The organism is Blautia sp. HCP3S3_B11 (assembly GCF_052064435.1).
Classification (GTDB): domain Bacteria; phylum Bacillota; class Clostridia; order Lachnospirales; family Lachnospiraceae; genus Blautia_A.
The window spans coordinates 156,714-180,424 of record NZ_JBQHVP010000001.1; the positions used below are offsets into that span (position 1 = coordinate 156,714).

Below are 23,711 nucleotides of genomic sequence, written 5' to 3' on the forward strand. Positions count from 1 at the left end.
TATCCTCCTATCGAAGGTTCTTTTCTTATTTTGTAGCCTCGCGGAACTCTGTCGTAAATTCCGGATCGTACAGTTTGGAACGATCGTAATGTGCTGCTGCCACACTGTCACCAATGATCATCAATGCTGTTTTTGTGATATTGTTATCTGCTGCTGTTTTTGCCAGCGTTCCTACTGTGCAGACAAAAGTCTTCTGATCTGGCCAGGTGGCTTTGTATACGATAGCTGCCGGTGTATCTGCTGTATAACCGCCTTCAATCAGACGTCTGCTCAGTTCTTCCAGCATTCCTGTACTTAAGAATACAACCATTGTTGCCTGATGAGCTGCGAATGATTGAATGCTCTCTTTGGACGGAACCGGAGTTCTGCCTTCCATACGGGTGATGATTACGCTCTGGGAAATATCCGGAAGTGTATATTCCAGATTCAGGGCGCTTGCCGCACCACAGAATGCACTGACACCCGGACAGTAATCATACGCGATATTCTTCTCATCCAGAATATCCATCTGCTCACGGATCGCGCCGTAAATACAAGGGTCGCCTGTGTGGAGACGGACGGTTGTCTTTCCTTCTGCTTCTGCTTTCTCAATTACATGAATGACCTCTTCCAGTGTCATCCTGGCACTGTTATGGATTGTGCAGATGTCCTTTGTATATTCAAGAAGCTGCGGATTTACCAGTGATCCTGCATAAATCACCACATCTGCTTCTTCCAGATACTGTTTTCCTCTTACTGTAATTAAATCCGGTGCTCCCGGGCCTGCTCCTATGAAATGTACCATGTTTTACATCCTCCTTTTATCTATTTATCTTTAATTCTTTTATTCTGTATATTAATTTTTTCAATCAACTTGGCAGCATCTGCCGTCTGTCCCAGATATCCGCAGGTGTTAGAAAAAACTACTGCTCCAAGCAGAATCTGTTCATAGGATCTGTGATTCAGATAAAACTGGATTCTGTCCAGAACCTCTTTCATCGTTCCCTGGGTCATCTGGTATCTGTTCAAAATATCCAGTGCCTCATCTGTGGTAGATGCGTTCAGAATCTCTTTTGCACATTCCAGTGGTGCTCCTGCGCGGATTGCATTAGACGCCAGAACTTCCATTCTTGCATCTGCGCTGTGTGAATGTGTATTCATAATTCCGGCTGCTACTTTTACAAACTTCCCGATATGCGCAATGAAAAGGATTCCTTTCACGCCCATGTCGATTGCCATATCTATCGTTTCTCCTACATAGTTGCTACACTTGATGTTCTTCTCATATGGGAGATCCATGTGTTCTCTCAGATAATCTGCACCGTAATTCCCCGGTGTTACCAGAAGATATTCTTCTCCCTGGGAAAAGTGCTGTTTCATTTCCACCCGGATGCTCTGGACAAGGGCTGCCTCGCTCATAGGCTCTACGATACCGGATGTTCCAAGAATTGAGATTCCTCCGACGATTCCCAGTCTGGGATTGAACGTTTTCTTTCCGATTTCTACACCTTCCGGAACAGAAATGATAATCTTTAGGCCACCCTCGTAGTCATATTTTTCTGCTATTTCTGTGGCTGCCCGGAGGATCATGGATTTTGGTACCGGATTGATTGCAGCTTCTCCGATTTTCTGGGAAAGTCCGGCTTTTGTTACTCTTCCGACACCAATTCCACCGTCAAGAGTAATTCCCTGATCTTTTGTTTTCTCTACGGTCGCATAGACCAGTATTCCGTTTGTGGTGTCTGGGTCATCTCCGGCATCTTTCCGGATTGCACAGATTACTTTATCTGTTTCTATCTGAATGTCTTTCAGTTCCAGTGTGAGCAGAATTCCTTTGGGAGTCATCAGTGTAACGGTTTCCTGTAATTTGCCTCCAAGGAGTATTTCTGTGGCGCCTTTGCAGGCTGCTGCTGCGCAGGAACCTGTTGTGTAGCCGAATCTCATTTTTTTGTTTCCGCGGATTACGTAGTAGTCTTCCAGTCCGTTTTTCATGGGTGCTCCTTTGTCTTTCGCTGCCGGCGTATGAGATATAACAGTTCAATAAAATACTGCATTATTTTGCTGATTTATTTATAGTTACATAAAAGGAGGGATTTTTGTGTGCAACAAAATCCCTCCTGAAAGTTCCTAGTGTACTGGCTTAAAATATTCTCTGGTTGCCGCAGATTGTATTTCAACTGAAAAAGCAGACAGTATCTGGCTGTTACAGTAACGGACTTGCGCAGGGATTTCACCTGACTTCCTGTGGTGCTTTTCTGGGGTTATTTTCGACAATCATTATATAATTTTGAGAGGGAAAAGTCAATGTGTTTGACGGGCATTAAAGGATTAAAGGATACCCATTAAGGGACGCTCAGAAAAAGTTCTTGTATTGGGTGCGGTTTCGGAGACTAAGATATTCTAAGCTCTCAGAAATCTGCTAAAGGCATGAGAAGAAAAGTCTGGATTACTCGCCAGAGCGTGTTTGAAAAATGCTTTCTGCAAGATGTGCGCCACAATTTGTGGGAGATTTTGTCTGATTGAGGGCGACGTAGCGGGCTACGCCAACCGAAAGAAGGCAAAATATACCGCAAAGTGGGGCGTGCAGATTGCAGGAATGATTTTTCAAACACGCTCTAGCGCTCAGACAGAGGGCTTTTCTTCTCATAACGCAGATTTCTGAGAGCTAATAATATCTAAGACTCCTGCAAATGTACCCCACACAAGAACTTTTTCTGAGCTGGTGATTGGAAATGAGCAAATCGTCTATTGTAATGTATTTATTTTATGGGTAATATTCCTTACGACCAGCAGGTAGTTTATACTACTTTGTGGTTTAGCCATTTGCGGCTGTGGAAGCGGAGGGAGAATACGATTCCGCGGACGGTCCAGTCGGTAAACATTCCAATCCATACGGCCATTGGGCCGAAGCCTCTGAAGCGGATGAGATATACGCAGAGGCAGAATCGGAAGGCCCACATGGTGATGCAGGAGGTGAGCATGGAGAATTTTACGTCACCGGCGGCTCTGAGGCCGTAGGCAGGGACGAAGGCCATTACCCATACGATTGGTTTAATGATTGTGATCCAGGTTACCATGTGGAAGCACATCTGGGCGCTTTGGGGTTCCATTCCACCTAGTTTTGTTATCGGAATGGTCAGGGCGAATACCAGGAGGCAGCTTGCGATGATGATGATTTCTGCAATGATACTGAGTTTTTTTATGTAGTAAATGGCTTCGTCTTTTCTGCCGGCTCCGAGGCATTGGCCTACTACGGTCATCAGACCGATTCCTACGCCGATGGCGGCGATTCCGTTTAGGTTTTCGAGGATGTTTGTCATTGCCTGGGCTGCGATGGCTATGGTTCCCAGAGTGGATACGGAGGATTGGATTGACAGTTTTCCGAGCTGGAACATGCTGTTTTCTACACCGGATGGGATTCCCAGTGAGAGGATTCTGCCGATCATTTTTCCATCAGGACGGATCTGGTAATAGTTTTTTACTACGATTGGCTGTCTGTTAAGTCGCAGCTGCCAGAGTACGACTACTGCGCAGAAGATTCTGGAGGCCAAGGTTGCAATGGCAGCACCGGCTACGCCCATATGGAATACCCAGATCAGGACTGCGTTTCCACCGATATTGATTACATTTGATATGACGGAGACGGTCATCGGGCCTCTGGTGTTTCCCTGTGAACGGAATATAGAGGCACCGGCATCATAGAGTGCGATAAACGGGAAGGATAGCGCTGTATAGAAGAAGTATGTTCTGGATGCCGTCATAACGTCTGCTTCTACTTTTCCGAATATGAATTGTAAAAGAGGTATTCGGAATATCAGGCATAGTGTAGTTACCGCTACAGATATGGCTGTGATGATGAATAGTACCTGTCTGGCGGATTTGTTTGCCATTTCGTGATTTTTCTGTCCTATGTATTGTGAACAGATGATTGCGCCGCCTGCTGCCAGTGCTGAGAATGCCTGGATTACCAGTACATTGATGGAATCTACCAATGATACGGCGGATATTGCTGCGGAGCCTACATTGCTGACCATCATGGTGTCGACGGTTCCCATTAAGGAGTTTAACACCTGTTCAAAGATGACTGGTATCAACAGACTTCGAAGCATTTGATTTGTAAAAATGTGTTGCTGTTCTTTTGTATTTTCTTTCATCGTTTCCCCACCCATTTTATTTTCTTTTTCTGATTATACGCTTAATTTTTTGTGATGCAAGAGAGTGGGCTGTGTTTTTTCTCATATTTTTGTATAAAATCCTGTTGTTTTTCTTGTTATAGGCTGTAAAATCTGATACATTAGAGCCACATATAAGTTATAGATTCAGAAAGGTAAATAAAATACACCAGTCATGCAAAGAGTTATTGAATATATTATTTCTGAAAATACAAGTCCGGTTACGATTCTGGACTTTCTTAAAAGAGAGGGATTTTCCCGGCATATATTAAGTTCTATGAAGAATGCTTCTGATACGATCATCCTAAACGGCGAACGTGGTTTCGGACGGTCTGTGTTGAAGCCGCAGGATCATCTGGTAATCACTGTGCCTGAGACGGAATCAGGAGAGAGTATTATCCGGACGAAGATGGAATTAAAGATTCTTTATGAAGATGAAGATATTCTTGTGATAAATAAACCTGCTGATATGCCGGTACATCCTTCTGCCGGAAATTATGAAAATACGTTGGCTAATGGGATTGCCTGGTATTTTGATGAAAAAGGAGAAGATTTTGTTTACCGATGTATTAATCGGCTTGACCGTGATACAACCGGTGCTTTGATTCTTGCAAAGAATCCTCTGAGTGCCGCTATTCTGTCTGTGCAGATGAGAAATCGTCAGATCTGCAGAATTTATCTGGCACTCGTAGACGGAGTGCTTCCAGAATCAGGCACTATCGATGCCCCTATTGCACGAATGGATGGATCGGTTATCACACGTGAAGTAAATTTTCAGAATGGAGAATCTGCTGTTACGCATTATGAACGTCTGGCAGTTGGCAAAGACTATTCTCTTGCAGAACTTCATCTGGAGACAGGGCGCACGCATCAGATCCGGGTGCATATGAAATATATCGGTCATCCTCTTCCTGGAGATTTTTTGTATAATCCGGATTATCGTTGGATAAAACGGCAGCCGCTTCACTCCTATCAGCTGGAATTTACGCATCCAGTCACTAAAAAAGCGATGCTTTTCACAGCACCTGTTCCGGCTGATTTTGTTTCTGCCTTTTGGTCAAACCAAAACCATTCTGCGGGCAAAAAAATAGTTCATCAGCATTAATTATCTGATGAACTATTTTTATATTCCCGGAGAATTATTTATTTTTTTCGTAAATGATCAGAAGTCCTTTCAGCAGAAGTTCTTCATCCAGAATGATTTTTCTCTTACAGTGAGGAATGATTTTCTTTGCCAGACCACCTGTTGCTACTACTGTGGTTTTCTCGCCAAGTTCTTCTTCGATTCTGTCAATGATTCCGTCAAGAGCGGCTGCATTGCTGTAGAGAACTCCGCTCTTCATACATTCGATCGTATTTTTTCCGATTACATGTCGCGGGGCATCAATGCTGATTCCGCTGAGCTGGGAAGCTCTTGCGGTAAGGGCATCCAGTGAAACTCCCACTCCAGGAAGGATCATTCCACCTACATACTGCTTTCTGCTATTAACAACGGAAGCTGTAGTTGCAGTTCCCATATCAATGAGGATCAAAGGCACCGGGTAATTAGCAATTCCTGCCACTGCATCTGCCACCTGATCTGCACCAAGCTGTCCCGGATTATCCATCATGATGTTCAATCCTGTCTTTATACCAGGTCCAAGAACGATCGCATCTTTCTTAAGAATCTTCTCCGCAGCCAGCTTCGCAATATTTGTGATCTGTGGCACTACCGAAGAAATGATGCAGCCTTCGATATCTGTTTTCCTGATATGATAAATATCAAGAACATTCTTAAGATCTACCGCATATTCCAGTTCTGTCTTCGTACGATTGGTTGAAAGACGCTCTATAAAATATGTCTTTTTATCATCAATGCATCCAACTACAATATTTGTATTTCCGATGTCAATTGCTAAAATCATACTTATTTATCTCCAATTATCTTTCTAATGCTACTTTTCCGTTTTCACTGTCTGCTACTTTCTGCGCCGGAATCAGGTGTGCTTTTGAAAGGGCAGCTCCTACAGCTCCTGTGATCACTGTTGAGGACACCATTTCACATACTGCATTGATTCCAACCATCATACAACATCCGATAATGATATTTCTTCCACCCATCAGTCCCTGTACATACTCTGTATTTCCAAACAGACCTACCAGAGCAGTCATAAAGAATAAGGTATTGAGAAATGCGGAAAAGAATCCAGTCACTGCGCATGATACATATACATTTGTCTTTTTACGCATAGTCTTGTAAATATAGCCAAGGCAAATTCCGTCAAGAAGACGTGGCACGAATCTCTGGATAAATGCCAGAACCGGATTGATGCTAAATAGCATAGCTCCCATTGCACTTGTACCACCAAGTCCGATGCACTGTCCAAAACTTGTCAGTCCGAAGATCGCACCTGCAATTGCTCCGCCTGTCGGTCCAAGTACGACCGCACTGATTGCAACAGGGATCACGTTAAACGAAATCGCCAGTGGTCCGATGTTTAAGTATCCCAGTGGTGTGTAGGCCATCAGCAAAAGTACTGCTGCCATTAAGCCAAGCATAGTGAGCTGTGTCGTTGTGAATTTCTTTGTTTTCATTTTTTCCTCCTTGTTACCGTTCCGTTTCCGGATACAATACGGTGATGGAAAGCAGATTGGTATTTTCCCTGACGGGATTTCTGCTTTTCTGATATAAAGTTATTTTTTGCAGACTGGCAAAATCCTCTCCTGCATTTGCCTCATAAAAACAAAATCGGAAAATCACTGCTACCATCTGCTTTCTTACTGCTTCCTGCCTAAAATGAGGTCAGCGTAAGAATTTTATGTTACTGTTCACACGCCACTATCCCGCGAGGTGTTTTGGCATGAAAATGCCAAAATCCCGAGACATACCGCGCGAATTTATGCGATTAGCATAAATTCTGTGCATCGCAAAGCGTGTTACTGAGAACGGAGTGAACAGTAACAATTTTATCCAGGATTTTAAGGGCTGCGTCCTCCTTACTCATAAGTGGGAGTGATACTTCCTCATCCTGTGTAATCAGAGTCAGCACATTCGTATCTCCCTGAAATCCGGCGCCTTCTACTTTTACATTGTTGGCAGCTACCATATCCAGGTTCTTCTTTGTGAGCTTGGCTCTGGAATTACCGATCACATTCTGCGTCTCCATAGAGAAACCGCAAAGGAACTGTCCGTCACGTTTGTGTTCTCCCAGAAACTTCAGGATATCATCTGTTCTCTCTAATTCTATGGACATCTGTCCGTCACTCTTCTTGACCTTCTCGTCACTGACTTTCGCCGGACGGTAATCTGCAACTGCTGCCGCTTTGATGATGATATCCTGCTCATCGCTGACAGAAGTCACTGCTTCATACATATCCTTTGCAGTCACAACAGGCACTATTTTCACAAACATTGGTGGCTCGATTGCAGTACGTCCGCTTACCAGCGTGACATCTGCTCCACGAAGCATCGCAGCTTTTGCAATAGCATAGCCCATTTTTCCAGAAGAATGATTCGTAATATATCGTACAGGATCAATTGCCTCCTGCGTAGGACCTGCTGTTACAAGGATTTTCTTTCCTTTCAGATCTTTTTCACAGGCGGCTTCTCTCTCAATATATGCAAGTAATGTCTCAGGCTCCGGCATCTTGCCCGCACCTGTGTCACCACACGCCAGATAACCGCTTGCAGGAGCAATCACTTCATAACCATAATGCTCCAGAATCTTAAGGTTATCCTGAACTACAGGATTCTCAAACATATTTGTATTCATGGCAGGGGAAATGAATTTCTTGCATTTGCATGCCATGATCGTGGTAGTAAGCATATCATCTGCAATTCCATGAGCCAGTTTGCCGATCACATTGGCGCTTGCCGGTGCGATCATTACGACATCTGCTTTCTTTGCGATAGATACATGCTCTACCTGAAACTGGAAATTCCGGTCAAAGGTATCTACCAGGCATTTATTGCCTGTGAGAGTCTCAAAAGTGATCGGATTGATAAAGTTCGTCGCATTTTTTGTCATAAGTACATGAACATCTGCGCGGCGTTTCTTTAAGGCGCTTGCAAGATATGCAATCTTATATGCAGCAATGCTGCCCGTCACTCCTAATAATACTGTTTTTCCTTCCAGTGTCATTTTCTCTCTCCCTCTTTCTCCGGATCATTACTGACTGTTGTTTTCCTACATTCAGTAATTATTTCTGTTTTCTAACACAATTCTCCTTATTATAGACTAATTGTTATCAAAAATGCAATACAGGATTTGTTTTCTTTACAAAACAATCTTTCCTGTGTTACTGTTCACTCCGTACCCAGTAACTTTTGCCACAGGTAATCCAGAATGAATTTAGATAAGCGCTTGTTTAATCTTTCCATGTAAATTATAATAAAATTTACGAAAGGAATTGCTTTATTCCACAGAGGGATGGTTTTCTGCCATCTATTTAAACCTCAGGACATTTTCCGGGCAGGCTGCACTGCCTGACCATAATTCAGATATTTATGGCATGTTTACCTCGGCAATGATCGATCCTCTGCCCAAAAGCCAGCGGGAATTTCTTGCAGTTATGGGGCTTGCTGATGAATTCACCATAGAAATGGCGGAGTTTGTGACAGACAATCCTGATGTAGAAAAAATTCTTTCCAGACTCACTGCACAAAATGCCTTTGTAAAACGTCTTCCTGATGGTAGCACCTACCGTTTCCATCATATGATGAAGGAATGTGCCAGCCGGGTATTTCAAATGCTCGAAAAAGAAAAGCAGAGCTTTTATCAGAAGCGTTTTGCTCTTTGGTATGAAGAGCATAAACAATACCTTCATACGCTGAATGCTTACCGGCAAAGCGAAGATTATGACAGGCTGCTGCGTATTATCCAAAAAGATGCAGGCATTCTGCTGTCTTCACTAAATCCTGATGCCGTATTGTCTGTCATTGATAACTGTCCTGCTTCTACGCTTAAAGAACATCCTCTGTCACTCCTTGTACTGATGCGAAGCATATTCAACTGGAATCGTTTTCCTAAAATAATGGAAATGAGGTCGCTCCTTATGGCATCTATTGAGGAACACACGGAAATGTCAGCCAAGGAACGCGGAAATCTGCTTGGAGAATGTGATCTTATCATGAGTTTTCTTTGCTATAATGATATCAGCGCTATGAGCCGCCTGCATCGCAGTGCAAGCAATCAAATGTCCCGCCCCGCTATCAGTATCCATAAAAGTGGTGGATGGACTTTCGGTTCTCCTTCTGTCCTGATGATGTTTCATCGCGAACCCGGTGCAATAAAAAAAGAGCTCGCCGAAATGGATGAATGTATGCCTCACTATTATAAAATCACAGACGGACACGGGCAGGGAGCAGAAAAGATCATGTGGGCTGAAGCAGCTTTGATGCAGGGACAGTTCTCTGATACACTCATTGCACTGGAAACAGCCTATTCACAGATTGAAGGAAACGGGCAGGAGAACATGGCTTTATGCTGCGATTTCCTGGCACAGGGAGCTTATGCCAAAGTCATAGGCCGCAGTGAGAATCAGCTGGCGGCCTGCCAGACTATGCATTATGAACTGGTCAGAATCCATCTGCTTATTCAAACGGTCGCTGCCTATGAGATGCTTGGAAAACGCATTCAGGGACAAAAACTGTTGTTACAGGCATGTCGGAGGCTGTTGCCGACAATTTTCTGCTTCCTTTTGCAGAAAATTATATTTATCTGAAGCCGCTGCTTGAAAGCTGCACAGGTGCTGGAAATCAGAAATTTTTGCAGGATATCCTGGATTTGTGTCAGAAATACGAAGTCCGTCAGCAGGAACTGGACAATGCCGGTCCACGTCCCATGGTGCTCTCTTCGCTGACGGACCGTGAACACGAAATCGTCATGTTGTTGCAACAGCGCTTAAGTAATCGTGAAATCGGGGAAAACTTTTTCTTTCTGAAGGCAGTGTGAAACAATATATCAATCAGGTTTATTCCAAACTTCATATCGGAGGCGATACCCGCACAAAACGAAAACAATTATTAGAGCTGCTTTCATCCAACAATTAATTTATTTGTTACGTATCTGTCACTCTGGCAGAGATTTATGGAATTACGTAACTGTTCGGTACCTTCACAGTTACGAGTCAAATCCATTAAAAATCGCCTTTGGCGATAGGATTTTGACTTGTATGTCTCGGGATTTTGGCATATTTATGCCAAAACACCTCGCGGAATAGCAGACTGCTGAATAGTTACGGAATTACTACAATATATTTCATGGAGGTACATATGAAAAACTATCAGATTACACAGTGGTGTGCTAATTTTATCAGACAGCAGGTAACTGAGGGCGATTTCTGTATAGACGCCACTATGGGAAATGGCAACGATACACTTTTATTATCTCAATTATGCAAAACGACGGGGAAAGTGCTGGCTTTCGATATCCAGAAACAGGCACTGGCTGCCACCAGAGAAAAGCTGGCCGCTGAGCATGCTCCTCAAAATTACACCCTTCTTTTGGAATCCCATGCAAATATGTCTAAGTATGCCGAGGCAGATAGTATAAGCTGCATTGTTTTCAATTTCGGCTATCTTCCGGGCGGCGATCATTCCCTCGCGACCAGAAGCGAGACCAGTATTCAGGCTTTAACACAGGCTTTATCTCTGCTGAAAAAGGGAGGCATGATCTCTCTTTGTATTTACAGCGGCGGTGATTCTGGCTTTGATGAACGAAATCAGATTCTTTCCTGGCTGAAAGAATTGGATCCGCATAAATATCTGGTAATAAAAAGTGAATATTATAACCGGCCAAATAACCCTCCGATCCCTGTACTTATCATAAAAAATTGACAGCACAAAAAGACACCGGGAAAGAATATCGTAAAAATCTTTTCCGGTGTCTTTTGTAATCTAAGTATTTTTTTAATCTGTTCTTTCTCCGATTTTTCTTATCTGACCAGAGAATTGAGAATTCATTCTGTTTAGTCTGTGATCTTGATTGTCTCAATCACCGGCTGTTCATCTGCCGGAATCGTTCCGTTGTTGTCTGTTGGTTTAGCGTCCTCGCAGATCTTATCTACAATGTCCATTCCTTCTGTTACATGTCCAAATCCTGCATAATCACCGTCCAGGAATGTGCTGTCTGTCTGAACGATAAAGAACTGTGAGCTTCCGCTGTCCGGATCACTTGCTCTCGCCATGGAAATAGTTCCTCTTGTATGAGAAATATCGTTATCTACTCCATTGTTGCTGAACTCACCCTTAATGTTCTCGTCAGATCCGCCTGTTCCATCTCCATTCGGATCGCCGCCCTGGATCATAAATCCATCCATGATGCGGTGGAATGTCAGTCCGTCATAGAAACCTTCCTGTGCAAGCTTCACAAAATTTGTTACAGTAATCGGCGCTGTATCTGCATCCAGTTCCACATCAATCGTGCCATAATCTTTTACTTCGATTTCTGCATGATGAGTTCCTGTAAGTTCTTTGGAAGTATCCAGAAGTACATCTGTGCTGCTGTCTTTCCCATCTTCTGTATCACTATCAGTGTTATCTATATCCGAAGATTCGCTGTCTTCTTCATCAGATCCGTCAGTAAATCCTGCCTTCTCTGCCTCTTCTTCACTTACTGTATCTTCACTGTCAGAAGAAGTGGAATCTGTCTTGGTTTCTGTCTGATTGGAAGTTTCTTCCTTTGTTGTTTCTTCTGTCTTTGTTGGTTCCTCTGTTTTATCGCTGCTACCACATCCTGCCAGTAAACTTGCTGACATGGCTGTAACGCAAAGTGCTGCCAGTAATTTTCTCTTCATTATTCTCTACCTCCAAAATTATTCCGTTTCAAGGCTTTTATATCATTTATTGCCATCCTCAAAACACAATCTTATCTGATTATAACCTATCCTGAAAAAAAAACAACTCTTTTCACAAAATGTTCAGATTGTCTGGTTTACTTCCTGACATTTGCCTGTTAAAATATACCTGAAATACAGTAATATATAATGATATCCGGGTCAAAAAAGCCGTTCAGATCTATACAATAAAGCTTTTGGATTTTTGGTCCTGATACCATATATATTCATCTGCTAAAAGCACGAGTAATTATTCTTATTTGAAAGTGAGGAATCCGAAATGGAAAAAATTACAAGTTTTACCATTGACCATATTAAACTTCAGCCGGGTGTCTATGTTTCCCGCAAGGATCCGGTTGGAAACAGTGTGATCACCACATTTGATATCCGTATGACATCTCCGAATGAAGAACCGGTTATGAACACTGCCGAGCTTCACACTATCGAGCATCTGGCAGCTACTTTTCTCAGAAACCACAAAGAATTTGGTTCTAAGATGATTTACTGGGGTCCGATGGGATGCCGCACAGGTAACTATCTTCTTTTAAATGGAGATTATGAATCAAAGGATATCGTTCCGCTTATGATCGAAACTTTTGAGTTTATCCGTGATTTCGAGGGTGAAGTTCCTGGAGCATCTGCCAAAGACTGTGGAAATTACCTGGATATGAATCTGCCGATGGCTAAATATCTGGCTAAGAAATTCCTGGATGAAGTTCTCTATGACATCAAACCTGACAGACTTGTTTATCCACAGTAAGTAAGAATATATAAGTTACCAAGTGACTGTTTCTTAGCCATACTCTTTGCGTTGTATGTTTCAATATCAAGCGGATATTCGTAATTGATGCAAGAGCTTACTTAATTTGATTAAAATAAAATGCAGAAGCTACCGAGTTATTATCACTCACCGCTTCTGCATTTATTTTTTTCACACAATAAATCTAATATCTCTAATTCATGGATAGTTATTAAACTCCCAAAGTACTTCTTAGTATTCTGCACTTTCATCATAAGATGTATCTTCAGCTGCACCTGTATTTGCTGTTGCCACTGCCTCATCTGCTGCAGGAGCTGTCGTTGTCACAAAATCTCCGCTGGCATAGCATGTCTGTCCGTTGTAGTCCACACGGATCCAGCCATTCTCACATACACCTGTACTGTTCAGCTGAGTTCCGGATGCCACGCTTGCAATCAGTTCTGCATCTGCACTTGCGTCAGAGCGAAGGTTCAGTTCTGCAGATGCATAATATGTACCGGTCTTTGCTTCTACCTTCACACCACTGGCTGTCTGCTCTGCTGAAGGAGTAGGTGTTGCCTCCGGTGTCGGTGTCGCTTCCGCTACTTCAGGAGTAGGTGTTACCTCCGGTGTTGGTGTTACTTTAACGATCATAACACTGGAATCAATAGTAGGGTCAAATCCGCATCCCTGAACGGCAAATGCAAGTCCCAGTACCAGAACCAGCCAAAGTGATTTTTTCATAAGTAGAATCCTCCTTTATCAAACACGACTGCTATCCTTTCGTGTTTTCTTTGTCCGCTCGCGTGCGGGCAATAACCTTTAAGTATTAATATACACGATTCTCACGCAATATGCAAGTTAAACGTTACTGGCTACTGTTCACATACCTCAAAAAGGACTTCCACTTCTCCCCCGCAGATCATTCCCAGGTTTGCACCGCCCTGATTGGACAGATTATACCTTCTGATTTCTCCGTGCTTCGCTTCCGGTGCATATTTAAGAGCCTGAAATTCCACATTTCCTCCGCCAATGCTTCCATGCAATCTGCCTTCTTTGTCCAGGAACATTTTACTTCCTGTTCCTCTTGGTGAAGAGCCACTCTTGGAAATGATCGTGATCATAACTCCGCTTTCTTTTTCCCGGACAGCTTTTTCTACCGTTTCATCAATATAGGAAACATTGTATTTATTTTTTTCCTGTACGATCTCAGCAGTGATACTTACCGCAATTTCTGCCGGCATGTGCCCTCCGATTGGAAGTCCGATCGGTGCATGGATCGTATCAAGCTGTTCTTTGCTAAATCCCTCGCCAAGCAGTTTTTCCATAGTCAGTTTTACTTTATTTCTGCTTCCGATCATGCCCAGATAGGTATATGGACGTCTTAAAATCTGCCTTGCGCTGGCACTGTCTCCCAGATGGCCTCTTGTTACTATTACATAGTAAGCATTTTCATATTCCGGAATTTTATCGGGAATCTCATCATAACTTCCCGTTATCAGACGGTCTGCATCCGGAAATCTCTCCGGAGTCACAAAATCTTTTCTGTCGTCCATAACTGTCACATGAAATCCCAGCATTTTTCCGATTTTTGCCACAGGCTGAGACACATGTCCTCCACCAAGAATAATAAGCTGAGGATTTTTTACATAAATTTCTACAAAAAAATCATTCTCTTTGATATGAACGACTTTTGTATCCTGACACGCAGCCAGCTCTGCCTCATATTCCTTCCAGAAATCTTCTGTCTTACTGTCAAAGGCTACGCAGCTTCCTTCTTTTATCAGGCATTTCTCTCCTTTATGGCTGCCATTCAAAAACATCGCTGTTTTAACTTTTCCTGTTTCTTCCAATATCTGATAAATTTTCTTGTACATAGTCTCTCCTGTCTCAATCCCCTCTTCCTGTTTTTCATTGTGATTTTTTCAAAAATATATTATAATTGACGGAAAAGGGGGAAATATCATGAAAAAAAGCAAATTTCTACACAGCCTGCCGTTCAAATTACTTGTCGGCGTGGCTCTCGGCATTTGTATCGGACTCCTGCTGAATATCTCAGATGAATCCGCCATCACTACTGCCATATTGAATCTGGTTGTGACGCTGAAATATATCTTTGGTCAGCTGATCAATTTCTGTGTTCCACTAATCATTATAGGATTTATCGCGCCATCCATCACCAAACTTGGAAACAATGCTTCCAGAATGTTAGGAGTTGCAGTCTGTATTGCTTATGCTTCCTCACTGGGAGCCGCTTTATTCTCTGCGCTGTCCGGATATGTGCTGATTCCACACTTATCCATCAGTTCCACTGCTGATCACCTGAAGACTCTGCCTGACGTGATCTTTGAACTTTCTATTCCGCAGATCATGCCTGTTATGAGTGCACTTGTATTATCGGTTATGCTTGGACTTGCAGCTACCTGGACAAAAGCCAGCCTGGTTTCATCCTTTCTGGATGAGTTTCAGAAAATCGTGCTTTCTATTGTAGCCAGAATTATCATACCGATTCTTCCTTACTTTATCGGATTGACTTTCTGCTCTCTCGCATATGAAGGAACTATTACCAGACAGCTTCCTGTCTTTCTTAAGGTAATCGTAATTGTTTTGATAGGGCATTTTATCTGGATGGCTCTTCTGTATGTACTTGCAGGCATTTACTCCAAAGAAAATCCTATGGAAGTCGTAAAGCACTATGGACCGGCATATCTTACCGCCGTAGGAACCATGTCCTCTGCTGCCACACTTGCAGTTGCTCTCCAGTGTGCGCGTAAAGCAAAACCTTTAAGAAAAGACATGGTTGATTTTGGTATTCCGTTATTTGCCAACATTCATCTCTGTGGATCTGTTCTCACAGAAGTCTTCTTCTGTATGACGATTTCCAAAATCCTTTATGGCGCAGTACCTGCACCGGGAACTATTGTTCTTTTCTGTGTTCTGCTTGGTATTTTTGCCATCGGAGCTCCCGGCGTACCTGGCGGAACCGTTATGGCGTCTCTGGGAATCATTACCGGCATTCTGAAATTCGGAGATTCCGGCACTGCTCTGATGCTGACTATCTTTGCTTTGCAGGACAGTTTTGGAACTGCATGTAACGTAACAGGCGATGGCGCTCTGACTTTAATCCTTACCGGATATGCGAAACGTCATAATATTAAAGAACAGCATATCAGTGTTGATCTTTAACAGTATGAATTATAACGAATGCCCAACGCATCCTAGTGCAGCGAATATTAAGTAACTGCCATATTGACTTGCCTGATTTGGTTAAAAATGCATTCTGCAAAATATAATTGATTCACAAAACCATCATATGTATGCTTCTGTTTTAAACAGACATACACATGATGGTTTTTTATATCACAGGAATTTAATCACTACAGAGAATCTTTCAGGCACCAGACTGAATTCTTTCTTTATTTATAATTATGAGCGAGTTATGGGCGAATCACCTTGTCTGCACCTGTCATACGCTCAGCAATCGTATACATGTCTGTAACCTTACCAACCATCAGCTTATCCATCAGTCCGTAATGTTTCAGGCAGGTACCACAAGTCAGAATTTCTACTCCCTCTTCTTCCATCTTTTTCAGATCTCCAATACTCTCAGAACCTTCTGTCGTAAGTTTAGCTCCTCCATTATAGAAGAGAATTGTATCCGGATGTGTATCCATCTGAGAAAGCGCATAGATAAATCCCTTGATCAGAATCTTACCAAGTTCATCATCACCATTCCCCATAAAATTAGATGAGATTACAGCCACTGTCACTTTTTTATGTGGTGTCTCGCATACGAATTCCTCTTCATTTACATCTCCACCCGCCTGCTCTGTCTGAACAGTCATTTTTACCTGGTATTTCTTATCCTCCAACTTCTCTGACACAAATGTGCATCCTGTTTTATTTGCAAGTCTGCTCAGATTGTTTACTGCAGTTTCATTATCAACCAGAATCTCAATTTCATCACCGATTGCTGCCTTGTCAATTACTTTCTTTGTCATTACTACCGGGATTGGACACTGCTTTCCCATTGCGTCAACTTCATGTCTCATTTTGGGGCACCTCTTAATTATTTATTCTTTCAACATACAGCCTTGCCAGAACGCAATTTTATATGTTCAAATTCATTATTTATTCTATATCTTTCCACTCCATCACAGCAACTTCTTACCACGTTTAATATATTTACCGGCTTTCTCCACGAGCACCTTTCCATTCTGTACCACATGCGCGCCTCTTAAATAAACGCTGTCAATATCCCCATGAAGTTTAAATCCCTCATATGGATTGTTATCTGTATTATAAAGATGTGTCTTAGCAGAAATCACGTTTTCTTTCTCCGGGTCAAATACAACAATATCTGCATCACTGCCTTCACGTATCACACCCTTCTTCGGATAAACGCCATAAAGCTTTGCCGCATTTTCACTTAACAGACGGCACATCTGTTCCTGTGTAATTTTGCCGGTACGAACGCCATATGTATAGAGTAAAGTTCCTCTTGTCTGCACTCCGGGAAGCCCTCCCGGAATCTTCGTGAAATCATCTTTGCCAAGCGCTTTCTGCTCCATGGTAAAACTGCACTGGTCTGTGGCAACCGTCTGGATATCACCGTTTGCCAGCGCTTTCCAGAGACAGTCCTGATCTGTTTTCTTACGGATTGGAGGTGCGCACACATACTTCGCACCCTCAAAATCTGGTTTGGAATATACACTGTCATCCAGAAGCAAATACTGCGGACAGGTTTCTGCATATACCTTCTGTCCATTCATTCTGGCATGCATCACCTCTTCAAAAGCTTTCCTGTTTGTCAGATGAACCACCATAACCGGTGCATCTGCTGCATCTGCAATCACCAGAAGGCGGTGAACTGCCTCCGCTTCCATGATGTCCGGACGTACCAGGGGATGATTCTCAGGTCCAAATCGTCCTTCTTTCTTCGCCTCCGCGATTAACGCATCAATCGCTCCTGCATTTTCACAGTGTACTCCCGCAAAACATCCGTATTCATTTAATTTCTTAATAATTTTATAAAGATCACCGTCATCTACGATCATCGCCGGATATGTCATATAAAGCTTAAAGCTGGTGATTCCTTCATTGATCATATCCTGAATTTCTTTCTCCGTTTCTTCATTCCATTCTACAACAGACATATGGAACGAATAATCGCAGGAACATTTTCCGTCCGCTTTCTTATGCCATTTTTCAAGACCTTCTTTAAGAGTATGTCCGCCTTTGTCCTGAGACGCATAATCAATCACCAGCGTCGTTCCGCCTGCAATCGCAGCTTTTGTACCTGTCTCAAAATCATCCGCAGTTACTGTACCTGCCACTTCCAGGTCAAAATGTGTATGTCCATCAATAAATCCTGGGAAGAGTAATTTCCCACTGACATCAACAACCCGGGCATCCTCTGGCTCCAGATTCTGTCCTACCTTTACGATTTTCTCTCCATCTATCAGAACATCTTCCCTGACAGACATATCCCCCGATACTACCGTACCATTTTTCAATAAAGTTTTCACTTTTTTTGCCACCCCTTTCTTTTTTTGTATTTAAGGATTACTGTTACTGCCTATAATGAACAGCAACTATTTATGTGTAAAATATACCACCATTTAAATGACACTTCAATCATTTCAGAGAATATTCACAAATTCTTTTAGGTATTCATATTTATTTTTTTAACACTCTTTTTATTTTTATTTTTTTATGTTAAAATATAGAAAACGTGCAGTTTTCGTACATCTTGCTGTTCATTCTGTCTCTGCTTTTGGCAATCCAACACATGAACAGTAACAAAAAAATCATTTCATTTAGGAGGGAATTAAATGGGACGACTTACTGTATTAAAACAAATCGCCACTGATATCGCATCTCAGTTCGGACCTGACTGCGAAGTAGTAATCCATGACCTGAAAACTTCAGAACCAGAGCATTCTATCGTGTATATTGTAAACGGTCATGTTACAAACAGAGATATCGGAGACGGACCATCCAGCGCGGTTTTTGATGCGATCCGTAATCAGGAGAAAGGAAACGCCCCGGAAGACCATACCGGTTATTTGATGAAAACTTCCGACGGCAAGATTCTTAAATGCAGCACCTCCTACATCCATGACGATGACGGCACTCTTCACTATGTTTTCGGAATCAATTATGATATCACCAAACTTACCATGATCGAGTCCGCACTTCATTCTCTTGTCACTCCTGAGAACAAAGAAGAAAAGCCGAAAGAAATCACTCACAACGTTAATGATCTTCTTGACCATCTGATTGAAGAGTCTGTTGCACTTGTCGGTAAACCTGTAGCTCTGATGAATAAGGAAGATAAAGTTACTGCTATTCAATTCTTAAATGATGCAGGTGCATTCCTTATCACCAAATCCGGAGATAAAGTTGCAAATTACTTTGGCATCTCCAAATATACGTTATACAGTTATATTGATGTAAACAAATAGAAAAACTCCCTGGAATACTGTTTTTGCAGTATCTCAGGGAGTTTTTTTCTATATATCCAGGAACCAGAGGATAATTTATAATATCATGGCAGGAAATCATTTTTTCTTTTTGGCGCGAATGGTAACTATATGGTATAAATGGTAAGCAAATTAGGGGATATGGGGTTGTGTTTGATTTGGGAATCTTTTATACTGAACATATATTATGATGTTCCATATAATAATATTCCGACTGATAGGGAATTTTCTGTCAGGCATTGGCAATGCACCTGATTTTCGTCGGAGTTACAGATGAATGGAGGTGCTGTTATGCTGGTGCAGGTTTTATCTGCTATTCACAATGTAACTATCATGCTTTTCGGGATTTTTTGTTCCGCTTTTTTTCTTGGGATGAAACCCAGACGCAAAAATATCCTGACTTTATTTCTGCTGTTTTGCGGACAGGGATCGTTATATATTATTGATTTTCTGATATTCGGGAAAACACTTGCCAATCAGTCTTATCCTTTGATCGTACATTTTCCTTTGATCTTATTCCTGACTTTTTATTACAAGTATCCTTTAATCTCTTCCGCAGTTTCCGTTTTCTCCGCATACCTATGCTGTCAGGTGAGTAACTGGATGGGATTATTCGCTCTACAAATAACAGAAGCCCAATGGTGTTATTATACCGTAAGAATCCTGACTACACTTGCCACATTTATCCTTCTGTACAAATATATATTCCGCTCCACCCGGACACTCTTTTCCAAAGAGCCAAGAGAACTTTGCATCATAGGTTTTCTGCCTTTTGTTTATTATATTTTTGATTATGCCTCTACCAAATTTTCCAGTCTGCTTTATTCCGGTAATAAGACAGTAGTTGAATTTATGGGATTTGCTTTCTGTAACGCTTATCTCGCATTTCTCATAATCTACTTCCGGGAATATGAAAACAAACAGGAATTAAAACAATACAGCACGCTTCGTGAAATGCAGGTTCAATCCATGCAAAAAGAAATCGAACAGGTAAAAATAAGCAGCCAGAAACTTGCAATCCTTCGACATGATATGCGCCATCATCTGAATATCATTCTGACTCAGCTGCAAAATGAACATTCAGAAAAAGCACAGGAATATATCAAAGAAATCAGCTCTGCATATGATGATACGATTATCTCCAACTATTCCAGAAATGAAATGTTAAATTCCGTAATCTCTATTTATCATTCTCGTTTCACAGATAAGGGTTTCTCTCTTGAATGTAATATTTCCACATCAAAAGAACTTTCCTGTTCTGACATTGCAGTCTGTACAATCCTGTCAAACGCACTGGAGAATACCATGCATGCTCTGGAACAGATGAACATTGTTTCAAAGCGGGCCAGACTTATTGTTTCGCAGAAAAAAGAACATCTGCTGATCCAACTCGAAAATCCTGTAGAGAAAATTCCGGAGTTTGTCGATGGTGTTCCTGTTTCCAACAGAGATGGACATGGAATCGGAGTAAAAAGCATCATTTATTACGTTGAGCAGTTACATGGACAATGTCATTTTTCTGTCTCTGAACATTGCTTTGTTCTGAGAATTATCATCTGATGTTTTGGTATACAGATTTTAGCAATTCCGGAAAAATACCGGAGTTGCTATAAAATGGTTTTACATAATCTTATAGAAAGGTCTTATAATTTATGAAAATAGCAATCTGTGATGATGAACTATCTTCCATTCAGGAAATACGCTCTCTTCTGACGCACTGGGCGGTCAGACATGATCTGTCTTTTACCTTGTATCAATACTCCAATGGAGACGATCTGCTTCTTGCTTTGAAAAATACTTCTATGGATCTGATCATTCTGGATATTATCATGCCGTTACTAAATGGGCTGGATACAGCCAGAGAGCTTAGAAATGAGGGTATTACTGTTCCACTGATCTTTCTAACCTCATCGAGGGATTTTGCTTTGGAATCTTATGAAGTAAAAGCTTTAAATTACCTGCTTAAACCAATAGACAGCCAGAAGCTCTTCTCTGTCCTAGATGATTTTCTGAAGAATTTTGAAAGCTCTGCCGAAACTTTTACTGCACATACCGCAAACGGTTTCTGTAAAATAGCACTCAATGATGTAGATTATCTGGAAGCACAGAATAAATGGGTGCTGGTATATCTCTCTGACGGAAAAATCCAAAAACTACGTGAACAGTTTTCGAAATGCGAAGGGATCTTTACCCCTGAAAAGGGGTTCTTTAAGTGTCACCGCAGTTATATTGTAAACCTTTCACGTATCCGGCAGTTCACAAGAACACAGATCACTACTGCATTTTCTTCCTCTGTCCCAATTTCCAGGAACAGCTACGCCGCATTTAAGGATGCATATTTTGCATTTATGTTTGACTCAGGAACAAATTTCACAACTCTTGATTAATTTGATTAGTTCTTTACTTTTCCATCTCATGCGCCTGTTTATAAATTTCACAGGCAGCATGATTTACACATCTGTCATGTGCACAGTCCATAAATGTTAATGTTCTTTTGCCTCCTTCTACAGTATACTCGCAGCAAACCGTCTGCGCCCCATTACACGTTCTACAAAATCCCGAAATAAATTCTTCTTCAATTTCCATAATTCTTCTCCTATCTCATATAATAATGTTAAGGTAAAAAGGTCTTTTCTCCCTGACTTGATGTCTATGTCAAATTTTCTCTTATCTCGTTAAAATTGTAGCAATATTCACAATTTTTCCATTTAATTTCGTATTTTTATTGCATTTTATTACAAACAGATTTATAATCAGTATAACATAAAAATGTGCGGAAATGCCAAAATATAATGAAAAAGAGGGAAAATGTTATGAACAAAGAACTATATGACGAAGCGGTGCGCTCTAACACTCTTTCAAAGAATCTGATTGCTGAATTAATGGAGAGCATGAACTACAGCAGCATTTCATTTATCAACTGGACTGTAGAAGTATTGAAGATTATCAAAACACGACTGGAACGTGGAGATAAGATTACAGATGAAGTGTCTAAAATTACTTACGATATGAAATCTTTCCGTAAATTCGTAGAGACTAATTTCTCTTCCTATATTACAAGCCAGGTTTTCGATGCCCCTGACAAAGCCGAGAAAGTATATTTTTCTCTTGAAGCATCCGAAGACGGACATACTTACAATATGGTCATGACAAGTTCTTCAAAGAATAAAACATATAAGTGGATCTCCAGTCTCAGCGAGCGTTTCTCATTAGTTGAAATGATTGCTACCGGAATTGTATACCTGAAAGATAATAAAACAAATACATATCAGCCATTTATTTCCGAAAACGGTAAATACTGCAGATATGATGTAGAAAAGGGACAGATTATAGAATTATAACTTTAAGTCTATTGCCGATCGAATATTTACAATTGAATCAAAGGACAAATAAACGCTTCTGACAAACTTAAGAATATCATTAATAACAAAATTTATTTAAAAAATCCCCCGCCTAATGGCGAGGGATTTTAATTTAATCATATTCAGATTAGTTGTTGATAAGTTTATCTTCACCATTCCAGCTGTAAAGTTTACGGATCTCTTCGCCAACTTTTTCAGACTGATGTTCGGAAGCTAATTTTCTCATAGCTTTGAAGTGAACCTGTGCACCTGCATCAGACATATCAAGTAAGAATTCTTTAGCAAATGTACCATCCTGAATATCGGAAAGGATCTTCTTCATAGCTTTCTTTGTATCTTCTGTGATGATCTTAGGTCCTGTGATGTAGTCACCATATTCAGCTGTGTTGGAGATAGAGTATCTCATTCCGGCGAATCCTGACTGATAGATCAGGTCTACGATCAGTTTCATCTCGTGGATACATTCAAAGTATGCGTTTCTTGGGTCATAACCAGCTTCAACAAGTGTTTCGAAACCAGCCTGCATAAGAGCACAAACACCACCGCAAAGTACAGCCTGCTCACCGAAGAGGTCTGTCTCAGTTTCTACACGGAATGTCGTCTCAAGAAGACCAGCTCTTGCTCCGCCAATTCCAAGACCATAAGCAAGTGCAAAATCTTTAGCTTTTCCTGTGTAATCCTGTTCTACAGCAACCAGACAAGGTGTACCTTTTCCTGCCTGATATTCACTTCTTACTGTGTGTCCAGGTGCTTTAGGAGCAATCATAGTAACATCAACATTCTTTGGTGGTTTAATGCATCCGAAGTGAATGTTGAAACCATGAGCGAACATCAGCATATTACCTTCCTCAAGATTTGGCTCAATGGATTCTTTGTAAAGCTTAGCCTGTAATTCATCGTTGATAAGAATCATGATAATATCAGCCTGTTTAGCTGCTTCTGCTGCTGTATATACCTTAAAGCCCTGCTCTTCAGCTCTCTTCCAGGATTTGCTGCCTTCGTACAAACCGATAATGACATCGCATCCGGAATCCTTTAAGTTCAGAGCATGTGCATGTCCCTGGCTTCCGTATCCAATAATTGCAATCTTTTTACCATCCAGTAAGCTTAAATTGCAATCTTCCTGATAAAAAATCTTGTTAGCCATTTTATTTTCCTC

At 41.5% G+C, this 23,711-nt stretch carries 24 protein-coding genes; 10 read left to right on the forward strand and 14 right to left on the reverse strand.

Translation table 11 applies throughout. The features are described from left to right. Window positions 1–25: 25 nt before the first annotated feature. The 3 genes from cobM to ACTNC0_RS00730 all read right to left on the reverse strand — a co-directional run bounded on the left by cobM (window position 26) and on the right by ACTNC0_RS00730 (window position 2,545). The gene (gene cobM / locus ACTNC0_RS00720) at window positions 26–784 is read right to left on the reverse strand and encodes a precorrin-4 C(11)-methyltransferase (RefSeq protein ID WP_441085914.1); all 759 of its coding nucleotides are present in this window, start codon (window positions 782–784) and stop codon (window positions 26–28) included. Window positions 785–804: 20 nt separating this feature from the next. Next, window positions 805–1,971 (reverse strand): cobalt-precorrin-5B (C(1))-methyltransferase CbiD, encoded by a 1,167-nt coding sequence (cbiD, locus tag ACTNC0_RS00725; RefSeq protein ID WP_441085916.1) that lies wholly within the window; start codon window positions 1,969–1,971, stop codon window positions 805–807. Window positions 1,972–2,425: 454 nt separating this feature from the next. Next, the gene (locus ACTNC0_RS00730) at window positions 2,426–2,545 is read right to left on the reverse strand and encodes a DUF6783 domain-containing protein (RefSeq protein ID WP_441086058.1); all 120 of its coding nucleotides are present in this window, start codon (window positions 2,543–2,545) and stop codon (window positions 2,426–2,428) included. Between ACTNC0_RS00730 and ACTNC0_RS00735 the strand changes: the two genes are divergently transcribed. Then, window positions 2,498–2,641, forward strand: coding sequence for a DUF6783 domain-containing protein (locus ACTNC0_RS00735; RefSeq protein ID WP_441086059.1), 144 nt, complete (start codon window positions 2,498–2,500; stop codon window positions 2,639–2,641). The two genes, ACTNC0_RS00730 and ACTNC0_RS00735, sit on opposite strands and share 48 nt — an antisense overlap. 136 nt (window positions 2,642–2,777) lie before the next feature. Here the strand turns inward: ACTNC0_RS00735 and ACTNC0_RS00740 are convergent, their stop codons facing one another. After that, on the reverse strand, window positions 2,778–4,133 hold the full coding sequence (locus ACTNC0_RS00740; protein ID WP_441085918.1) for an MATE family efflux transporter: 1,356 nt from the start codon (window positions 4,131–4,133) through the stop codon (window positions 2,778–2,780). A gap of 193 nt (window positions 4,134–4,326) precedes the next feature. Here ACTNC0_RS00740 and ACTNC0_RS00745 point away from each other — a divergent pair, with 193 nt between their 5' ends. Beyond that, window positions 4,327–5,256 (forward strand): RluA family pseudouridine synthase, encoded by a 930-nt coding sequence (locus tag ACTNC0_RS00745; RefSeq protein WP_441085919.1) that lies wholly within the window; start codon window positions 4,327–4,329, stop codon window positions 5,254–5,256. 34 nt (window positions 5,257–5,290) lie between these two features. Here ACTNC0_RS00745 and ACTNC0_RS00750 read toward each other — a convergent pair whose 3' ends face one another. From ACTNC0_RS00750 to coaBC, 3 genes are all read right to left on the reverse strand, one after another. Next, the gene (locus ACTNC0_RS00750) at window positions 5,291–6,055 is read right to left on the reverse strand and encodes a type III pantothenate kinase (RefSeq protein WP_441085922.1); all 765 of its coding nucleotides are present in this window, start codon (window positions 6,053–6,055) and stop codon (window positions 5,291–5,293) included. A 16-nt stretch (window positions 6,056–6,071) separates the two neighbouring features. Further along, window positions 6,072–6,725, reverse strand: coding sequence for an ECF transporter S component (locus ACTNC0_RS00755; RefSeq protein ID WP_441085924.1), 654 nt, complete (start codon window positions 6,723–6,725; stop codon window positions 6,072–6,074). A 311-nt stretch (window positions 6,726–7,036) separates the two neighbouring features. Beyond that, the gene (gene coaBC, locus ACTNC0_RS00760; protein ID WP_441085925.1) at window positions 7,037–8,272 is read right to left on the reverse strand and encodes a bifunctional phosphopantothenoylcysteine decarboxylase/phosphopantothenate--cysteine ligase CoaBC; all 1,236 of its coding nucleotides are present in this window, start codon (window positions 8,270–8,272) and stop codon (window positions 7,037–7,039) included. Between the two features lie 268 nt (window positions 8,273–8,540). Between coaBC and ACTNC0_RS00765 the strand changes: the two genes are divergently transcribed. Both ACTNC0_RS00765 and ACTNC0_RS00770 read left to right on the forward strand, forming a co-directional pair. Next, on the forward strand, window positions 8,541–9,854 hold the full coding sequence (locus ACTNC0_RS00765) for a hypothetical protein (protein ID WP_441085927.1): 1,314 nt from the start codon (window positions 8,541–8,543) through the stop codon (window positions 9,852–9,854). A gap of 550 nt (window positions 9,855–10,404) precedes the next feature. Continuing rightward, the gene (locus ACTNC0_RS00770) at window positions 10,405–10,968 is read left to right on the forward strand and encodes a class I SAM-dependent methyltransferase (RefSeq protein WP_441085929.1); all 564 of its coding nucleotides are present in this window, start codon (window positions 10,405–10,407) and stop codon (window positions 10,966–10,968) included. Between the two features lie 131 nt (window positions 10,969–11,099). Here ACTNC0_RS00770 and ACTNC0_RS00775 read toward each other — a convergent pair whose 3' ends face one another. Continuing rightward, window positions 11,100–11,927 (reverse strand): peptidylprolyl isomerase, encoded by an 828-nt coding sequence (locus ACTNC0_RS00775; protein WP_243118095.1) that lies wholly within the window; start codon window positions 11,925–11,927, stop codon window positions 11,100–11,102. Between the two features lie 319 nt (window positions 11,928–12,246). On the opposite strand from ACTNC0_RS00775, the gene ACTNC0_RS00780 reads away from it, so the two are divergent. Next, the gene (locus tag ACTNC0_RS00780) at window positions 12,247–12,726 is read left to right on the forward strand and encodes an S-ribosylhomocysteine lyase (protein WP_441085931.1); all 480 of its coding nucleotides are present in this window, start codon (window positions 12,247–12,249) and stop codon (window positions 12,724–12,726) included. Window positions 12,727–12,957: 231 nt separating this feature from the next. On the opposite strand, the gene ACTNC0_RS00785 is transcribed toward ACTNC0_RS00780, so the two are convergent. Then, window positions 12,958–13,449 (reverse strand): SH3 domain-containing protein, encoded by a 492-nt coding sequence (locus tag ACTNC0_RS00785; protein ID WP_441085933.1) that lies wholly within the window; start codon window positions 13,447–13,449, stop codon window positions 12,958–12,960. A 131-nt stretch (window positions 13,450–13,580) separates the two neighbouring features. After that, on the reverse strand, window positions 13,581–14,582 hold the full coding sequence (locus ACTNC0_RS00790) for an XdhC family protein (RefSeq protein ID WP_441085936.1): 1,002 nt from the start codon (window positions 14,580–14,582) through the stop codon (window positions 13,581–13,583). An 88-nt stretch (window positions 14,583–14,670) separates the two neighbouring features. Here ACTNC0_RS00790 and ACTNC0_RS00795 point away from each other — a divergent pair, with 88 nt between their 5' ends. Then, entirely contained in the window at window positions 14,671–15,891 is a 1,221-nt protein-coding gene (locus ACTNC0_RS00795) for a dicarboxylate/amino acid:cation symporter (RefSeq protein ID WP_118247435.1), read from the forward strand. 251 nt (window positions 15,892–16,142) lie between these two features. Here the strand turns inward: ACTNC0_RS00795 and yedF are convergent, their stop codons facing one another. Both yedF and hydA read right to left on the reverse strand, forming a co-directional pair. Continuing rightward, a complete protein-coding gene (gene yedF / locus ACTNC0_RS00800) occupies window positions 16,143–16,757 on the reverse strand; it encodes a sulfurtransferase-like selenium metabolism protein YedF (RefSeq protein ID WP_441085937.1) in 615 nt (204 codons plus the stop codon). A 102-nt stretch (window positions 16,758–16,859) separates the two neighbouring features. Then, window positions 16,860–18,233 carry a dihydropyrimidinase gene (gene hydA / locus ACTNC0_RS00805; protein WP_441085938.1) on the reverse strand — a complete coding sequence of 458 codons (1,374 nt, stop codon included), beginning with the start codon at window positions 18,231–18,233 and terminating at the stop codon, window positions 16,860–16,862. Between the two features lie 306 nt (window positions 18,234–18,539). Here hydA and ACTNC0_RS00810 point away from each other — a divergent pair, with 306 nt between their 5' ends. The 3 genes from ACTNC0_RS00810 (at window position 18,540) to ACTNC0_RS00820 (ending at window position 21,577) form a co-directional block, all read left to right on the forward strand. Continuing rightward, complete coding sequence (locus tag ACTNC0_RS00810) at window positions 18,540–19,172, forward strand: helix-turn-helix transcriptional regulator (RefSeq protein ID WP_441085940.1); 633 nt, start codon at window positions 18,540–18,542, stop codon at window positions 19,170–19,172. Between the two features lie 621 nt (window positions 19,173–19,793). Continuing rightward, a complete protein-coding gene (locus ACTNC0_RS00815) occupies window positions 19,794–20,750 on the forward strand; it encodes a sensor histidine kinase (RefSeq protein WP_441085941.1) in 957 nt (318 codons plus the stop codon). A 92-nt stretch (window positions 20,751–20,842) separates the two neighbouring features. Next, window positions 20,843–21,577, forward strand: coding sequence for a LytR/AlgR family response regulator transcription factor (locus tag ACTNC0_RS00820; RefSeq protein WP_441085942.1), 735 nt, complete (start codon window positions 20,843–20,845; stop codon window positions 21,575–21,577). Between the two features lie 13 nt (window positions 21,578–21,590). On the opposite strand, the gene ACTNC0_RS00825 is transcribed toward ACTNC0_RS00820, so the two are convergent. Next, entirely contained in the window at window positions 21,591–21,776 is a 186-nt protein-coding gene (locus ACTNC0_RS00825) for a hypothetical protein (protein ID WP_117674685.1), read from the reverse strand. A 227-nt stretch (window positions 21,777–22,003) separates the two neighbouring features. On the opposite strand from ACTNC0_RS00825, the gene ACTNC0_RS00830 reads away from it, so the two are divergent. Further along, a complete protein-coding gene (locus tag ACTNC0_RS00830) occupies window positions 22,004–22,531 on the forward strand; it encodes a hypothetical protein (RefSeq protein ID WP_441085944.1) in 528 nt (175 codons plus the stop codon). Between the two features lie 148 nt (window positions 22,532–22,679). On the opposite strand, the gene ilvC is transcribed toward ACTNC0_RS00830, so the two are convergent. Beyond that, window positions 22,680–23,699, reverse strand: a complete 1,020-nt coding sequence (ilvC, locus tag ACTNC0_RS00835; RefSeq protein WP_441085945.1) for a ketol-acid reductoisomerase — start codon at window positions 23,697–23,699, stop codon at window positions 22,680–22,682. Window positions 23,700–23,711 lie beyond the last annotated feature (12 nt).

Bases quoted from the DNA above. Each gene is read 5' to 3' on its own strand.
- cobM (WP_441085914.1), bottom strand. From the start codon at position 784: ATGGTACATTTCATAGGAGCAGGCCCGGGAGCACCGGATTTAATTACA.
- cbiD (WP_441085916.1), bottom strand. From the start codon at position 1,971: ATGAAAAACGGACTGGAAGACTACTACGTAATCCGCGGAAACAAAAAA.
- ACTNC0_RS00740 (WP_441085918.1), bottom strand. From the start codon at position 4,133: ATGAAAGAAAATACAAAAGAACAGCAACACATTTTTACAAATCAAATG.
- ACTNC0_RS00745 (WP_441085919.1), top strand. From the start codon at position 4,327: ATGCAAAGAGTTATTGAATATATTATTTCTGAAAATACAAGTCCGGTT.
- ACTNC0_RS00750 (WP_441085922.1), bottom strand. From the start codon at position 6,055: ATGATTTTAGCAATTGACATCGGAAATACAAATATTGTAGTTGGATGC.
- ACTNC0_RS00755 (WP_441085924.1), bottom strand. From the start codon at position 6,725: ATGAAAACAAAGAAATTCACAACGACACAGCTCACTATGCTTGGCTTA.
- coaBC (WP_441085925.1), bottom strand. From the start codon at position 8,272: ATGACACTGGAAGGAAAAACAGTATTATTAGGAGTGACGGGCAGCATT.
- ACTNC0_RS00770 (WP_441085929.1), top strand. From the start codon at position 10,405: ATGAAAAACTATCAGATTACACAGTGGTGTGCTAATTTTATCAGACAG.
- ACTNC0_RS00775 (WP_243118095.1), bottom strand. From the start codon at position 11,927: ATGAAGAGAAAATTACTGGCAGCACTTTGCGTTACAGCCATGTCAGCA.
- ACTNC0_RS00780 (WP_441085931.1), top strand. From the start codon at position 12,247: ATGGAAAAAATTACAAGTTTTACCATTGACCATATTAAACTTCAGCCG.
- ACTNC0_RS00785 (WP_441085933.1), bottom strand. From the start codon at position 13,449: ATGAAAAAATCACTTTGGCTGGTTCTGGTACTGGGACTTGCATTTGCC.
- ACTNC0_RS00790 (WP_441085936.1), bottom strand. From the start codon at position 14,582: ATGTACAAGAAAATTTATCAGATATTGGAAGAAACAGGAAAAGTTAAA.
- ACTNC0_RS00795 (WP_118247435.1), top strand. From the start codon at position 14,671: ATGAAAAAAAGCAAATTTCTACACAGCCTGCCGTTCAAATTACTTGTC.
- yedF (WP_441085937.1), bottom strand. From the start codon at position 16,757: ATGAGACATGAAGTTGACGCAATGGGAAAGCAGTGTCCAATCCCGGTA.
- ACTNC0_RS00810 (WP_441085940.1), top strand. From the start codon at position 18,540: ATGGGACGACTTACTGTATTAAAACAAATCGCCACTGATATCGCATCT.
- ACTNC0_RS00815 (WP_441085941.1), top strand. From the start codon at position 19,794: ATGGGATTATTCGCTCTACAAATAACAGAAGCCCAATGGTGTTATTAT.
- ACTNC0_RS00820 (WP_441085942.1), top strand. From the start codon at position 20,843: ATGAAAATAGCAATCTGTGATGATGAACTATCTTCCATTCAGGAAATA.
- ACTNC0_RS00825 (WP_117674685.1), bottom strand. From the start codon at position 21,776: ATGGAAATTGAAGAAGAATTTATTTCGGGATTTTGTAGAACGTGTAAT.
- ACTNC0_RS00830 (WP_441085944.1), top strand. From the start codon at position 22,004: ATGAACAAAGAACTATATGACGAAGCGGTGCGCTCTAACACTCTTTCA.
- ilvC (WP_441085945.1), bottom strand. From the start codon at position 23,699: ATGGCTAACAAGATTTTTTATCAGGAAGATTGCAATTTAAGCTTACTG.